This is a genomic window from Bosea sp. (in: a-proteobacteria), assembly GCA_023910605.1.
In the GTDB taxonomy this organism is placed as follows: Bacteria; Pseudomonadota; Alphaproteobacteria; order Rhizobiales; family Beijerinckiaceae; genus Allobosea.
This window is the reverse complement of the sequence record JAAVVV010000001.1, coordinates 742,379-755,746: the sequence shown is the minus strand read 5'-3', so window position 1 is coordinate 755,746 and position 13,368 is coordinate 742,379. Positions and strand designations below refer to the sequence as shown.

General features: G+C 67.3%; 16 protein-coding genes and 1 pseudogene. 15 read left to right on the top strand and 2 right to left on the bottom strand.

All coding sequences use genetic code 11. The annotated features are described in order from the left end of the window. Nucleotides 1-79 precede the first annotated feature (79 nt). The 3 genes from HEQ16_03820 (at nt 80) to HEQ16_03810 (ending at nt 2,553) form a co-directional block, all read left to right on the top strand. The gene (locus HEQ16_03820; GenBank protein MCO4053185.1) at nt 80-1,045 is read left to right on the top strand and encodes a DUF2493 domain-containing protein; all 966 of its coding nucleotides are present in this window, start codon (nt 80-82) and stop codon (nt 1,043-1,045) included. A gap of 133 nt (nt 1,046-1,178) precedes the next feature. Then, nucleotides 1,179-1,631, top strand: a complete 453-nt coding sequence (locus HEQ16_03815; protein MCO4053184.1) for a hypothetical protein — start codon at nt 1,179-1,181, stop codon at nt 1,629-1,631. Between the two features lie 604 nt (nt 1,632-2,235). Further along, nucleotides 2,236-2,553, top strand: a complete 318-nt coding sequence (locus HEQ16_03810) for a DUF736 domain-containing protein (GenBank protein MCO4053183.1) — start codon at nt 2,236-2,238, stop codon at nt 2,551-2,553. Nucleotides 2,554-2,632: 79 nt separating this feature from the next. On the opposite strand, the gene HEQ16_03805 is transcribed toward HEQ16_03810, so the two are convergent. Further along, a complete protein-coding gene (locus HEQ16_03805) occupies nt 2,633-2,899 on the bottom strand; it encodes a helix-turn-helix transcriptional regulator (GenBank protein MCO4053182.1) in 267 nt (88 codons plus the stop codon). Nucleotides 2,900-3,085: 186 nt separating this feature from the next. Here HEQ16_03805 and HEQ16_03800 point away from each other — a divergent pair, with 186 nt between their 5' ends. The 12 genes and pseudogenes from HEQ16_03800 (at nt 3,086) to HEQ16_03745 (ending at nt 12,068) form a co-directional block, all read left to right on the top strand. Continuing rightward, complete coding sequence (locus HEQ16_03800) at nt 3,086-3,352, top strand: DUF2285 domain-containing protein (protein ID MCO4053181.1); 267 nt, start codon at nt 3,086-3,088, stop codon at nt 3,350-3,352. 124 nt (nt 3,353-3,476) lie between these two features. Continuing rightward, nucleotides 3,477-3,671: pseudogene (locus HEQ16_03795) on the top strand (hypothetical protein). Between the two features lie 58 nt (nt 3,672-3,729). Further along, nucleotides 3,730-4,236, top strand: coding sequence for a DUF2285 domain-containing protein (locus tag HEQ16_03790; protein MCO4053180.1), 507 nt, complete (start codon nt 3,730-3,732; stop codon nt 4,234-4,236). A 117-nt stretch (nt 4,237-4,353) separates the two neighbouring features. Continuing rightward, nucleotides 4,354-4,638, top strand: a complete 285-nt coding sequence (locus HEQ16_03785) for a helix-turn-helix domain-containing protein (protein ID MCO4053179.1) — start codon at nt 4,354-4,356, stop codon at nt 4,636-4,638. A gap of 10 nt (nt 4,639-4,648) precedes the next feature. Beyond that, nucleotides 4,649-5,704: a replication initiator protein A gene (locus HEQ16_03780; protein MCO4053178.1), complete on the top strand. Its 1,056-nt coding sequence runs from the start codon at nt 4,649-4,651 to the stop codon at nt 5,702-5,704. After that, on the top strand, nt 5,701-6,165 hold the full coding sequence (locus HEQ16_03775) for a DUF2840 domain-containing protein (protein ID MCO4053177.1): 465 nt from the start codon (nt 5,701-5,703) through the stop codon (nt 6,163-6,165). The genes HEQ16_03780 and HEQ16_03775 overlap by 4 nt, the downstream gene beginning before the upstream one ends. Then, nucleotides 6,162-6,680, top strand: a complete 519-nt coding sequence (locus tag HEQ16_03770) for a S26 family signal peptidase (protein MCO4053176.1) — start codon at nt 6,162-6,164, stop codon at nt 6,678-6,680. Before HEQ16_03775 ends, HEQ16_03770 begins: the two co-directional genes overlap by 4 nt. Continuing rightward, a complete protein-coding gene (locus HEQ16_03765; protein ID MCO4053175.1) occupies nt 6,677-7,504 on the top strand; it encodes a lytic transglycosylase domain-containing protein in 828 nt (275 codons plus the stop codon). The genes HEQ16_03770 and HEQ16_03765 overlap by 4 nt, the downstream gene beginning before the upstream one ends. Further along, a complete protein-coding gene (locus HEQ16_03760) occupies nt 7,501-7,800 on the top strand; it encodes a hypothetical protein (GenBank protein ID MCO4053174.1) in 300 nt (99 codons plus the stop codon). The genes HEQ16_03765 and HEQ16_03760 overlap by 4 nt, the downstream gene beginning before the upstream one ends. After that, the gene (locus HEQ16_03755; protein MCO4053173.1) at nt 7,797-9,566 is read left to right on the top strand and encodes a DUF3363 domain-containing protein; all 1,770 of its coding nucleotides are present in this window, start codon (nt 7,797-7,799) and stop codon (nt 9,564-9,566) included. The genes HEQ16_03760 and HEQ16_03755 overlap by 4 nt, the downstream gene beginning before the upstream one ends. A 103-nt stretch (nt 9,567-9,669) precedes the next feature. Beyond that, a complete protein-coding gene (locus HEQ16_03750) occupies nt 9,670-11,646 on the top strand; it encodes a conjugal transfer protein TraG (protein MCO4053172.1) in 1,977 nt (658 codons plus the stop codon). A 20-nt stretch (nt 11,647-11,666) separates the two neighbouring features. Then, nucleotides 11,667-12,068, top strand: a complete 402-nt coding sequence (locus tag HEQ16_03745; GenBank protein MCO4053171.1) for a ribbon-helix-helix domain-containing protein — start codon at nt 11,667-11,669, stop codon at nt 12,066-12,068. Nucleotides 12,069-12,285: 217 nt separating this feature from the next. On the opposite strand, the gene HEQ16_03740 is transcribed toward HEQ16_03745, so the two are convergent. Next, nucleotides 12,286-13,344, bottom strand: coding sequence for a LacI family transcriptional regulator (locus HEQ16_03740; GenBank protein ID MCO4053170.1), 1,059 nt, complete (start codon nt 13,342-13,344; stop codon nt 12,286-12,288). Nucleotides 13,345-13,368 lie beyond the last annotated feature (24 nt).

Here is a 13,368-nt window from a genome sequence, read left to right as displayed (position 1 = left end):
GCCGTCCTCCGCTGACGCTGCGGCCCTGAGGGTGCCGGCCCGCGCCCCTTCCGGCGTGGAGATCGCCTGAAGGCCGCGCATGTCGCGCGGTCCGCCAAGCGAGGATGCCGCCATGAACGACTGTTTCGCCACCGATCACTCCCATGACGCCCGCGCCGTCTTGAGCACGGCAAGCCTGCTCGACGAACTCCAACTCTATGGTCATCGACCCTTCGACGACGAACCCGATCCGCGACCGCTGCCCGATGCCGACAGGCTCGGCGGCGCGATCGCCGACATCTTCGACGCGCTTGCCGCCACGCTCTCCGACACACGACTGGAGCCGGACCTCTCCGATCTCCTTTGGTCAGTGGTCAACCTCTTCCATCGCGGGGTCGACCGCATTGGCCGCGCGCTTGACGCCAACGAAGACGAGCAGAAGCACAAGCAACGCGAGCAGGACGGCTCGGAAGTCCGCTCGGTCGAACTTGAGCGACTGATCGCGCAAGGCCTGAGCCTGATCGAGCGCAGGAACAGCTTCGAGTTCATGCGCGATGCCGCCGCCGACCTGCACGAGGTCCACACTGGCCAGACCTGGCGACCACGCTCGGGCTCCCTGACCAGCCGCCGCACCATGACGGCGGCCCTGATCGACAGCCGCGACTTCATCGCCGCCAAGCGCCGCGTCGATCTCGAACCGCTGATGCCGAAGGGCACGAAGATAGCCTTCGCCGGCGGCGTCGAGTTCAACGATCACCGCCGCATCTGGGACGCGCTCGACCGCGTCCACGCCAAGCACGCCGACATGGTCCTGCTGCATGGCGGCACGCCACGCGGCGCCGAGAAGATCGCCGCCTGCTGGGCCGACGCCCGCAAGGTCGCGCAGATCGTTTTCAGGCCTGACTGGGCCATTCATGCCAAGGCCGCCCCGTTCAAGCGCAACGATGCGCTCCTCGACACGCTGCCGCTCGGCCTCGTCGTCTTCCCGGGCTCCGGGGTCACCGACAATCTCGTCGACAAGGCGAAGAAGCTCGGCATCCCGCTTATGGACTTCCGGGCGCGATGAGCGCCCGTTCTCTTCACGCCGAGGCGGCGATGTCGCCTCGGTTCATCGACAGGCGATTCCGCCTGGGTCGCCTGTCGGCCATGATCAGCGCCGTGCGGGGTCGATCGACACCACTGGAACGTGGGAGGCTGCCATGAGCGTCGTCCTGGGCATTATCGGCATCGTCGTCGCGGTGGTCGTGCTGTTCAAGCTCGCCGTCGTCGCCGCGCCGGTCTTCGTCGGCATGCAGACATTCATATGGGCGATGGACACCGGCGCGGGACCAATCGGCGCTATCCTCGCCGGCGGTGCCGCTGGCGTCACCACGCTGATGCTCGCTCGGATACTCTTCGCCAATATCCGCCTGCCGTCGGTGCGCATGACGCTCGCGCTCGGCTTCGGGATTCCGGCGGCTATCGCTAGATATCATGTCATGCTCGGTGTTGCGTCGCTCAGCGTGCCGTCCGAAGCCTGGCGGATCATCTTCGCATCGATCGGCGGGCTGGCGGCGGGCGTTTCCGCCGTGCTGCAGCTCTTCGCGCTGGGTGAAGCGCCCATGCCGGATACGGGCGCTAGGGGTCGTGCGCCCACAGACAGCGGACGGTAGCGCGCACAACTGGGACCAGAAGCGTCTTCCTGCGCCACCGCCATTAGTCGCGCTTCTGCCTCCGCCGGAGCACGAGCGATCGCCACGGCTGACCTGAACTCGGGCGGTGTGGGAGAGGTCACTTCCACGGCGACATTGCGGGCCTGATCACACAACTCGCATGGACCAGCCTTGTCGCCGGTCTTGTCGATTCGGAACGCCTCATCCCTTGTCCGCGCCAGGGCCGCCGAAACCACGACCGGTGGCGCTCGCCTCTTGATCGCTGGTTCCGACAGTCGCCATCTGTGCCCCGGGTCGGCGCCCCTGGGCGCTCCCACGCCGCCTCGGATGGCCTGATCTGGCCGAAGGACGGCTGACGCCTCGATCGCCTCGGCCGCAACGGCGGACCGGAACTTTCTTCCCCTGGCGGGGACCACCCCACGCGACAGGTCGCGCAGGGACCCCGGATCGCCGCCATTCCTCGCGATGGCCAAGAAAGTTCCGCCTTCGCCGTCCTCCGCTGCGCTGCGGCTCCAATGGAGTGCGTCGGCGCTCGCCTCCGGCCTGCCGATCGCCATCGAGGCCGCGATGGGCGCGGCCCGAGAGACAGACAGGAGACACTACCATGGCGACCATCGGCACCTTCACCAAGACCGGCGACGGCTTCACCGGCACGGTATCGACCCTCACCCTCGACGCCAAGGTTCAGGTCCGGCCCACCGACAAGACCAGCGACAAGGCCCCCGCCTACCGCATCTTCTCCGGCCGGGCCGAAATCGGCGCCGCCTGGAAGAAGACCTCCAACGAAGGCCGCGAGTATCTCTCGGTCAAGCTGGATGACCCCTCGCTCCCGGCGCCGATCCTCGCCAACCTCTTCGAAATGGAGGGCGGCGAATACGAGTTGATCTGGTCCCGCCAGAACCGTTCCCGCAACGGCGATTGAGGAGTTCCGCCTCCAAGCGCCCCGCCTCACCAGCGGGGCGCTTTCGCACGCTCCGCGCTGCCGCGCGTCTGACGCCCGATCAGCCCGCCTTGCGGCGTCCGCCATGGCGCAGCGGCTTCGCCGCCTCGTCGCTCTCGCCGTCCGGCTCGACAAGCCGCACATGCGACACGCCCAGGGCGGTCGCGAGCTCGAAGATCGTCACGATTGTCGGATTGCGCACGCCCCGCTCGATGCCGCTCAGATATTGCTGGCTGAAGCCGGTCTTCTCGGCGAACGCCTCCTGCGTCAGGCCCATCTCGAGCCTGATTCGTCGCACGTTCCTTCCGACCAGTCGCCGCATATCCATTGCGGCACCGTCGGCGCTCTACACACTATGAGTTTATCTTCTATAGTATGTATCCGCGTTCTGCGTTGGCGTTTCCGCGAGCATTCCCGGCGCAACCGCAACAGGACGCAAGCAACTGTGTGAACCGCGGCCTTGTGAGATCGTTTCGTAGCAAAGTTCGTTGTAGGCTTCGCAATGGAGGGCTTCATGACATCGCCTGCGCTTCAGGACGAGCCGCCCAGGGCGCCGACCGTCACCGACTATGACCGTGCGCATGCGGTCATCTATCTGCGTCTGCTCGATGCGGCAGCCGAGGGCGCCGATTGGCGTGAGGTGGCGCGCATCGTGCTCGGTCTCGATCCAGCCACGCACAGCGAGCGCGCCAAGCGCGTGCATGACAGCCATTTGGCGAGAGCGCGCTGGATGACCGAATCGGGCTATCGTGACCTTCTCGCCAAATCGCCCCTGCATTGAATGCGTGTTGCTTGCAAAGCAACGCCTGTTGCTAAAAGGGGGACTCCCAAGCCTCTCAAGCAAATCGAATCTTCTTGAATTGATCCGCGAGGCTGTGGCTTCGCGCTAAGATCCGGAGCACGCCATGTCGACACGCGACTGGCGGTCCGCGGCCGCTTATGCGGACCTCGAAACCGCCCAATTAAGGGACCTTGCCTGGGAGTTCTTGCGACGAAACCCTGCCTATCAGCAGGACTGGATTGAGGCCGGTTTGACCGGCGACGACGCGGGCAGCGAAGAGATCGCCGCGCGCTGGGGGTTGCGATTTCCTGAGCGACCCAACGAGCGACGCATCACATTCGACCCTGTGGCTCCCGGTGCTGAGCGTCGACACGCTGATCTCATCGGATTTACCGCCATCCTTGTCGCCTCGATCGCCGGTTGCGCCACCGGCTGCGACTTCAGTTCGCTTCGCCAATGATGGTTGGCACGGTCTGACCACGACGGCGGCGCGCCAGATCTGGCGGCCGGACAGCCGGGAGCGAGCGCCCATCGCAGCCGTGCTCGTGCCGCTCGACGCGTTGACGCCGCAGCGGCTGGCGACTGTGCTCCTGTTCTGGGCCCATGCGCTGGGCCGACCCATCAGCGCGCCGCCAGTCCTGTCGCGGGAGCGCCGCCGGCGTCTCATCCTGGGTCTGCGCGCGCTCGACGGCCGCGCGACCGGCGCAAGCCATCGCGTCCTCGCCCAAGGGCTGTTCGGAGCCGACCGCGTGCCGAGCGGCCCGTCCTGGAAGACCCATGACCTCCGCAGCCGCACCCTGCGTCTCCTCGTTGATGCCGGACGGCTTCGCGACGGCGGATATCGGGACCTCCTGACCGCCGGTCCGGCCCTTCGCCTTCGATAGGGGACCGCTTTCCCGCTCCCGGTCTTCGAACTCCCTCCAGCCCACCGCTCTCCGCCAGCCTTGGACCTGACCGCCGCGCACGGTGCGCGGCGCGACAGTCCAAGCCGGAGAGCTCCAATGCCCGATCCCAACGCTGGTCTTCCGCCGCGCTATCTGCGCACGCCGGAAGCCGCCCGCTTTCTCGGCCTCAGTGGCCGCACGCTTGAGAAACACCGCACCTACGGCACCGGGCCGCGCTATTCGAAGATCGGCGGGCGCGTCGTCTATGCGCTCACCGATCTGCAGGCCTGGGTCGGTCGCGGCGGCAAGACATCAACCAGCGACACGACGGGCGACGCCGTGTTGCCCGCCAAGCGGCATGCCGCGCTCTCGCCGGCCTATGCCGGCGGCGCACGCCGCTGAGTCCGCGCCGATGGCCGCCTCACGCCCCCGCTTCGCAGCGAACGAACGCGCAACGCTCGACCCCTTCGAGGCGCTATCCGGCGACATCGCGCCGCGCGACCAGCGCGACCTGATGGAGCGGCCGTTCTTCTCCCTCGCCAAGGCCCGGCGCGCCGCCCCGATCCGCTACCGCGCCGGCGACGTCGAGGTCGAGGTCCACGCCGTCCCTGAGCACGGCATGGCGACCATCTGGGACGCAGACGTGCTGATCTGGGCGGCCTCCCAGATCGTCGAGGCTCTGGACCGCGGCCTGCCGACCTCTCGCTTCTTCCGCTTCACGCCCTACCAATTGCTCGGCGCCATCGGCCGGGCACGCGGCAAGCGCGAGTATGGGCTGCTCAAGGGTGCGCTGGCCCGGCTGCAGTCGACCGTCATCCGCACCACGATCCGCCAGGGCGAGCACTGGCGCCGCCAGCAGTTCAGCTGGATCAACGAGTGGGAGGAGTTGACGACGCGCGCCGGCCGCGTGGAAGGCATGGAGTTCGTGCTCCCGGACTGGTTCTACCAGGGGGTCATCGACCGCCGCTTCGTCCTCACCATCGACCGGGAGTATTTCGCGCTGACAGGCGGCATCGAGCGCTGGCTCTATCGCGTCGCTCGCAAGCATGCAGGCCGCCAGCCAGGCGGCTGGCGCTTCGATCTGCGCCACCTTCACGTCAAGAGCGCAAGCCTTGCACGCTTCTCCGACTTCGCTCTCGACATCCGCAGGATCGTCGCACGACAGCCATTGCCAGGATACGAGCTGACGCTCGAGACCGGCGCCCGCGCCGTCGTCACGCTGCACATGCAGCCTGTGGACAGTGTTTGGATAAGTCCGCCGACCCACGGGACTTCAGGCGCATGCCGTATCGGGATGTCAGGCGCAGCCGGCACGGGACATCAGGCGCGCCAGGGCGAGCTTTTCCCAATCGGCTCAACGGCCAATACGTCGCCTAACGTCTCTAACCCGGATTCTAACATCTTGGTTGTTGGAGGCGGCGCGCGCTGTGGATCGCGGGCCGGAGCCAAACACGGCGGGCGGTCATGAGTGCGCTCACCCGCGTCGAACTCCTCTGGCTCGAGAAGCGCGTCGAGCGCTGGATCCGCTTCGGCCGCATTGCCGAAGAGACGATCCTCGACCGCCGCCGGCGTGTCGTCAGCTTTGCGCCTGGCGCCGTGTTCGCCTTCGTGCGCTGGGCCGCGGGCGAGCATGGCACGATCGTCAGCCGCATCGACATCCTGCGCGCAGTCGCGCCAGGCGAGGCCTGCTCGACGATCCCGTTCGTGACGCCCGGCGGCGAACTCCTGCTGCGCCTGTCCGGCTGGCCAAAGGTTGAGGCTGCCCTCACCGCCATCGACGCCGTCGAGCGGGCCGGCGTCGATCCTGCCGACGCCTGTCCCGATCACTGGCGACACGTGATGAACCGGCTCAGCGCAGGCGAGACGCCGCGCGCCTACAGGCCCGACCGCCATCGGGCCTGGCTCAAGCGTCGGAGGCTCGAGGCATGAGCCGCACGATCCTTGCGGCGTTCATGGCGGGCGGCGTCGGCCTCATCGCCGCTCCGGCCGCATTCGATCCGTCCCCGCATCTTGTCTGGAACGCCTCGGCCAGCGCGCCGCTCGGCCTCTATCGGATCGAGCCTGCCGACAATCTCACCGTCGGTGATCTTGTGCTTGTCACACCGCCGGGCCCCGTCGCGGTGCTGCTTGCTGAAAGAGGCTATCTGGCGCCCGGCGTGCCGCTCCTGAAGCGCCTTGCAGCGCTTGCCGGACAGACAGTCTGCCGCGCAGGCGACCGCATCCTGATCGACGGCAGGATTGTCGCAACGGCCCGCGAGATGGATCGCGCCGACCGTCCCTTGCCGCGCTGGCAAGGCTGCCAGCGACTCGGTCCCGACCTCGTCTTCCTCCTGAACCAGGATGCGCCGGACAGCCTCGACGGCCGCTATTTCGGGCCGACGCCCGCCAGCGCCCTGCGGGGCCGCGCCGTCCTGCTCCACACATCCAGGGAGCGCCGATCATGACCGACACCGCATCGCCGAGCGCGCGGCGCAAGCATCTTCCATCCCGGGTCATCTTGCTCGCAGCTACGCTGGCTCTGCTCGCGCTCGCTGCGCCGGCGCACGCCGGGTCTCGTGATCCCTATGCCCGCTATATCGCGGAAGCCGCCCAGCGCTTCGCCCTTCCAGAGCGCTGGATCCGCGAGGTGATGCGGGTCGAAAGCGCCGGTCGGCCGCGCGCCGTCTCGCATGCCGGCGCCATGGGCCTGATGCAAATCATGCCTGGCACCTGGGCGGAGTTGCGCCGCGCTCACGGTCTCGGCGCCGACCCGTTCCAGCCGCGCGACAACATCCTCGCAGGTGCCGCCTATCTGCGCCAGATGCACGACCGCTACCGCTCGGTGCACCTCATGCTCGCCGCCTACAATGCCGGCCCCGGGCGTACGGATCAGCATGTCCGTGCCGGCCGACGGCTTCCGGCGGAAACGCGCGCTTACATCGCCGTGCTCGTCCCCGCGCTCAACGGCACGCCATCGAGTGAGACTGGACCGATCGTGAAGCTGGCCCAGGCCGACCCGGCAACAGGCCCACTGTTCGCGCCAGTGACGCCGCCAAGCGGTCTCTCGGATGCGGCACCTACGCCGTCCGAGCGCCTGTCGCCCGATGAGAGCCGGCTGCTGACGTTGCATCGCCGGCTCGAGGCCGAGGCCCGTCAAGCGCCTGCGGCGGCGGTGGATCCGCGCGGTCGATCGCCCGTCATGGCGAGGAATGCAGTCACCAAGCCTGCGACGCCGTCGCCGACGCGCGTGCTGTTTGCTGTATCGCGGCCTGCGGGATCGACGCCATGAACCTGCTGCCATCGATACATGGCGCTATGCCGCCACCGCTCAGGCGTCACCCGTTCTTGGAAGCAAAGGTCGTCGATTTTGAAGGTCACATGCGTGGGTCAGCGATCGTGCTGAAGGGAGACGTCCACGGATTGCGAGATAAAAGCAGCGATGGCGCTTGGTCGTATGGCGTTGAGAACCATAGCATTTTCGATCCACTTGCCGCAGGCATGCGCGGCGCATTTCGCCGAAAGCGCAATGACATCAACGCACAAAGCGCCATCACGCTCGCTTACACCCAGGATGCAGCGCCGTGAGCGAGCATGACGCCGACCTGACGATCCGGCCGGGCCGCATCCGCGACAAAGGCCCTGGGGCCAGGCGGGCGCAAAGCCTCGTCGGTCAGGTCATGCGCGCCGCACGTCAGGCGGGTCACACCGGGCGCGGCTTCGGCAAGACGAGCATCGGCCGCTCGCGATCACGCTTCGGGCGCGGCCGTGCGGCGACGGTCATCGCCTCGCTGCGCTCGCCCTCGCGGCGCGTCGTCATCAAGGCCCGCGTCGTCCGCCATCACGGTGCGAAGTTCCGCGCCGCGTCTCTCGCCACGCACGTCGCTTATCTCAAGCGCGAGGGGGTGACCCGGGATGGAGGCGAGGCGCGGCTCTTCAATGAGGTCGGCGACGAGGCCGATGGCCGCGCCTTTGCCGAGCGTTGTGGCCAGGAAGGACCAAACGCCGACCGGCATCATTTCCGCTTCATCGTCAGCCCGGAGGACGCGGACCGCATGGCCGACCTCAGGGGCTTCACCCGCGACCTGATGAGCCAGGCCGAGCGCGACCTTGGCACGAAGCTCGACTGGGTCGCCGTCGATCACTGGAACACCGACAACCCGCACGTCCATGTGCTGGTGCGTGGCGTAGCCGACGATGGCCGCGATCTCGTCATCGCCCGCAACTACATCGCCAAGGGCTTCCGCGCCCGTGCGGAGGAGCTGGTCGATCTCGAGCTTGGCCCGCGATCCGAGCAGGAGATCCGAACGGGGTTGGAGAAAGATGTCGCTGCCGAGCGCTGGACTGGCCTCGACCGCGCACTTCAGGCGGCAAGTGACGAGGGTGGGGGAATCCTCGACCTGCGGCCGCCGCGCGGCGGCGCTGACACTGACCTGCGCCGCCTGATGATCGGTCGTGCCCAGACGCTCGAACGGCTGGGCCTTGCTGAAAAGCTTGGGCCGGCGTCCTGGAGCCTCAAGCCCGGGGCCGAGGCGACGCTGCGCGACCTCGGCCTGCGTGGCGACATCATCAAGACCATGCATCGCGCCATAGCCGACCTCAACGCCGAGCGTGCGCCAGCCGACTTCGCCATCCACGGCGAAAGGCCAGAACCGATCATCGGCCGCCTGGCGGCGCGCGGCCTGGACGACGAGCTGAAGGGCACGGCCTTCGCCGTGATCGACGGCGTGGACGGCCGCGTCCACCACATCCGCTTCCCGAGCTTCGAAGCGACGACCGACGTCCCGCCCGGCGGCATCGTCGAATTGCGCCGATACATGGATGCAGACGGCCGCGAGCGCACCGCGCTCGCCCCACGCTCGGACCTGTCGATCAAGGCGCAGGTGTCGGCCACCGGCGCGACCTGGCTCGACCATCGCCTCGTCGAGCGCGACAAAGTGCTGGTGGCGGGTTCCGGTTTCGGAGCAGAGGTGACCGCCGCGCTCACGCGCCGCGGCGAGCATCTCCTTGCCGAAGGCCTCGCGCAACGGCAGGGTCAGCGCATCGTCTTCACTGCCGACCTGATCGGCACGCTGCGCGAGCGCGAACTCGCCAGCATAGGCGCGAGACTCTCGGCAGAGATAGGCCGCAGCTACCGTCCGGTGACTGACGGTGATCCGGTCAACGGCGTCTACGCCCGCCGCGTCGACCTCGCCTCCGGCCGCTTCGCGATGCTCGATGACGGTCTTGGTTTCCAGCTCGTCCCGTGGAAGCCGGCACTCGACGTGCGTCTCGGCGACAAGATCTCCGGCGTCATGCTGCCAGGCGGCGGCGTCGAGTGGAGCCTTAGCCGAAAACGAAGCCCCAGCATCTGAACCGCCGTTGTGCACGCCATCGCCGCCTGAGATGCGACGTCAGGCTGGGGGCTATTGCATCTTGAGCTAGCGCCTCTGAACGCTGCGGCTCATGTCAACCGGTATGTCCGCTACCAAGATCCTCTGGGGTCAACTCATCGTCGTCTTACTCATCGTGCTCGCCGCGGTGTGGGGGGCAACGCAGTGGGTCGCGTGGCGTTTGGGGTTCCAGGCTCAACTCGGCCCGCCCATGAACGTGATCTGGGGCGTGCCGGTCTATCCGCCGCCTGCCTTCTTCCTGTGGTGGTACTGGTACGACGCCTACGCGCCGTACATCTTCTACGAAGGCGCGCTCATCGCAGGCTCCGGCGGGTTCGCCGCGATCGGCATCGCCATCGGCATGTCGGTCTGGCGGGCGCGGGAAGCACGAGACGTGACGACCTATGGCTCGGCGCGATGGGCCAACGAGGACGAGGTGGTCCGCGCCGGGCTGCTGGCGCCCGATGGCGTGGTGCTCGGCCGGTTCGAACGGCGCTATCTGCGTCATGACGGGCCGGAACATGTGCTGTGTTTTGCACCGACGCGCTCAGGCAAGGGCGTTGGCCTTGTCGTGCCGACGCTGCTCACCTGGCCGGGCAGCGCGATCATCCACGACATCAAGGGCGAGAACTGGCAGCTGACTGCTGGCTGGCGCGCGCGCTTCGGTCGCGTGCTGCTGTTCGACCCGACGAATCCGGCAAGTGCGGCCTACAACCCGCTGCTCGAGGTGCGGCGCGGCCCGAGCGAGGTGCGCGACGTCCAGAACATCGCCGACATCCTGGTCGATCCCGAAGGCGCACTGGAGCGCCGTAACCATTGGGAGAAGACCAGCCATTCGCTGCTCGTCGGCGCGATCCTGCACGTGCTCTACGCCGAGGCCGACAAGACGCTCGCTGGCGTCGCCAATTTCCTGTCGGACCCGCGCCGGCCGATCGAGGCGACGCTCGCCGCCATGATGGCGACGCCGCATCTCGGCAAAGTGCCGCACCCTGTCGTGGCGAGCGCGGCGCGCGAGCTTCTCAACAAATCCGATAACGAGCGCTCCGGCGTTCTTTCGACCGCCATGAGCTTTCTCGGCCTATACCGCGATCCCGTGGTGGCGGAAGTGATCAGCCGCTGCGACTGGCGCATCGCCGATCTGGTCGAGGGCCACGCGCCGGTGTCACTCTACCTCGTCGTGCCGCCCTCCGACATCGTGCGCACCAAGCCCCTGGTGCGCCTCGTGCTCAACCAGATCGGGCGGCGGTTGACCGAGACGCTGGAGAACGACCGGAGGCGCCATCGCCTGCTGTTGATGCTCGACGAGTTTCCCGCGCTCGGCCGGCTCGACTTCTTCGAGAGCCAACTCGCCTTCATGGCGGGTTACGGCATTCGCTCCTTCCTGATCGCCCAGTCGCTGAACCAGATCGAGCGCGCCTATGGGCCGAACAACGCCATCCTCGACAACTGCCATATCCGCGTCGCCTTCGCGACCAACGACGAGCGCACCGCCAAGCGCGTATCCGACGCGCTCGGCACCGCGACCGAAATGCGGGCGATGAAGAACTATGCTGGCCACCGGCTCTCGCCCTGGCTCGGGCATCTGATGGTCAGCCGGCAGGAAACAGCGCGCCCGCTTTTGACGCCGGGCGAGATCATGCAGTTGCCGGCGGGCGACGAGATCGTGCTCGTCTCCGGCTCCCCGCCCGCGCGCGTGAAGAAGGCGCGTTACTACGAGGATGCGCAGCTGAAGGCGCGGGTGCTGGCGCCGCCGATACCGGACAACTCAGCCCGCATGCCGCCGGCGACCGACGACTGGAGTGCCTTGCCGGTGATCGCCCCGCCCAAGCCCACGAAGGCCGCACGTGGATCAGAAGACGACGACGGCGGCATCCGCCGCGAGCCCGCCTTGCCAGAGCACGAGCAGGTCGCGCCCGAGCCTGGCCCGCATCCAGAGAAGGAGTTTGCCTTCCTCGACGAGGAGGCCGACGACGACGCAGCCCAGACCCGGGCGATGACCGCCCGCATGCGCGGCCTCGCGCGTCAGGCCGCGCTCGACCCCGACGACGGCATCGCCCTCTGACGTGGAACGGAAGATAATCGATGCGCACCAAGACCACGATCCGCATTCCGCCAGCGTTGAGCGCCCGGCTCGCCGACTACGCCGCGCGCAAACGGGTGAGCCAGTCGGCCGTGGTCGAGGCGGCACTCGACAGCTTCCTCTCGCCTGACGGATCCGAGCGCCTGGAGGCCGCGCTCGCACGTCGCCTCGACCGGCTGACCCGCAGCGCGGAGCGGCTCGAGCGACACGTGACGATCGGCAACGAGGCCGTCGCCCTCTTCGTACGTTTCTGGCTAACCGCCACCCCGCCGCTGCCCGACACGCTGCAGGCCGCAGCCCAGGCCAAGGGCAAGGAGCGGTACGAGGCCTTCGTCGAAGCGCTGGGACGGCGGCTGGCGAAGGGCCAGATGCTGGCGGAGGAGGTGGTTACTGACAGGACTTGAGATTTGCCAAACTCCGGCAGCAACGGGGCCGGAAGCAGACTGGCAGATTTCGCCGCCCAGACAGCTAATGCGGACGTTCAGATCGATAGGCGTAAGGTCTCGACCTGACCTAAACAAGAAGTTCTACGTGACCGCAGAGCGCCACAATGCGGACCTTCATCGTCAAGCGCCGTTCACATCAGGGCCAGCTCCCTTCCGGCAAGCCAAAACGCTCTTACTAGCTTCTAGCCAGCGAAGCCTTCATGCCCCGTTCGATGATCTGGTGCGGCAGAACAATCTGAGCGTGTTTGTTCGGCCCATCAAGCGCGGCAACGATGGCGCGACCGAATGCATCGTAGGGAATGCGGATCGAGCTTAGATCCGGCGCGAGCCACTCGTTCATGGGTGAGTCGTCGAACCCGATCATGCGCGGGGCAGGCGCGGCCGACTCCGCCTCGCGCCAGGCGCGCGCAGCGCCATAGGCGATGAGGTCGCTGGTGCAGATCACCAGATCCGGCCTGAGCCCTGTGGCGATGTGCTGAAGCGCGGCCTCCCTGCCGATTGCGAGATGGTCGCCGGCGCTGGGGGACAGAACCATGTTCTTGGGCAGCGCCGCGCCGGCTCTTTCGAAGCCCGCTAGGATGCCGGACACCCGGTCGCGCGTCGCCGAGGATGATGTCGGCGCGTGGATCAGCGCGACCCTGCGCAGGCTCCGTGCGACCGCCCACTGCGCCACGTCCACCCCAGCCCTGTAGTTGTCGATTCCGACGAAGGCGCTCGCGGCACCGGCCGGGTCGCGCCGGTTGACAAAAATCAGCGGTGTCGGCAGCGCTTGAACCCTCGTAAGCATCGGGCTTTCCACTGCGGCGAGCAGGACGATGGCGCGCGCCTGCTGAGCCAACATCTCGCGCAGGTATTCGTCCTGCAACTCGGGCCGGTCGTGCGTGTCACATAGCACCATGGTGAGCCCGCTTTCCCGCAATGCGACCTCGGCCGAAGCCGCAATCGCTGCCATGGCAGGGTTGGCGAGATTCGCGGCAAGCACGGCCACAAGACGGCTCGTCTTCTGCCGCAGGGCCCGACCGGCGCTTGTCGGCCGGTAATCCAGTGCGGCGACCGCCTGGCGGACGCGCTCGATGGTGTCGGCTGATGCTTTGTTGGCAACGCCGTTCACCACGCGCGATACGGTCGCGATCGAGACACCGGCGCGTTCGGCGACATCCTTGATGGAACTCGATGCTGAGGTGCGTCTGACCACTGGACTTGAACTTTTGCGCGGCGATGATAAGGTTGGCATAGGGAAAACGTTTTCCTTTGTTTT

Coding starts and splice junctions, on each gene's coding strand:
- HEQ16_03780 (MCO4053178.1), top strand. CDS start 4,649: ATGGCCGCCTCACGCCCCCGCTTCGCAGCGAACGAACGCGCAACGCTC.
- HEQ16_03765 (MCO4053175.1), top strand. CDS start 6,677: ATGACCGACACCGCATCGCCGAGCGCGCGGCGCAAGCATCTTCCATCC.
- HEQ16_03740 (MCO4053170.1), bottom strand. CDS start 13,344: ATGCCAACCTTATCATCGCCGCGCAAAAGTTCAAGTCCAGTGGTCAGA.
- HEQ16_03770 (MCO4053176.1), top strand. CDS start 6,162: ATGAGCCGCACGATCCTTGCGGCGTTCATGGCGGGCGGCGTCGGCCTC.
- HEQ16_03750 (MCO4053172.1), top strand. CDS start 9,670: ATGTCCGCTACCAAGATCCTCTGGGGTCAACTCATCGTCGTCTTACTC.
- HEQ16_03810 (MCO4053183.1), top strand. CDS start 2,236: ATGGCGACCATCGGCACCTTCACCAAGACCGGCGACGGCTTCACCGGC.
- HEQ16_03785 (MCO4053179.1), top strand. CDS start 4,354: ATGCCCGATCCCAACGCTGGTCTTCCGCCGCGCTATCTGCGCACGCCG.
- HEQ16_03775 (MCO4053177.1), top strand. CDS start 5,701: ATGAGTGCGCTCACCCGCGTCGAACTCCTCTGGCTCGAGAAGCGCGTC.
- HEQ16_03745 (MCO4053171.1), top strand. CDS start 11,667: ATGCGCACCAAGACCACGATCCGCATTCCGCCAGCGTTGAGCGCCCGG.
- HEQ16_03800 (MCO4053181.1), top strand. CDS start 3,086: ATGACATCGCCTGCGCTTCAGGACGAGCCGCCCAGGGCGCCGACCGTC.
- HEQ16_03805 (MCO4053182.1), bottom strand. CDS start 2,899: ATGGATATGCGGCGACTGGTCGGAAGGAACGTGCGACGAATCAGGCTC.
- HEQ16_03760 (MCO4053174.1), top strand. CDS start 7,501: ATGAACCTGCTGCCATCGATACATGGCGCTATGCCGCCACCGCTCAGG.
- HEQ16_03820 (MCO4053185.1), top strand. CDS start 80: ATGTCGCGCGGTCCGCCAAGCGAGGATGCCGCCATGAACGACTGTTTC.
- HEQ16_03815 (MCO4053184.1), top strand. CDS start 1,179: ATGAGCGTCGTCCTGGGCATTATCGGCATCGTCGTCGCGGTGGTCGTG.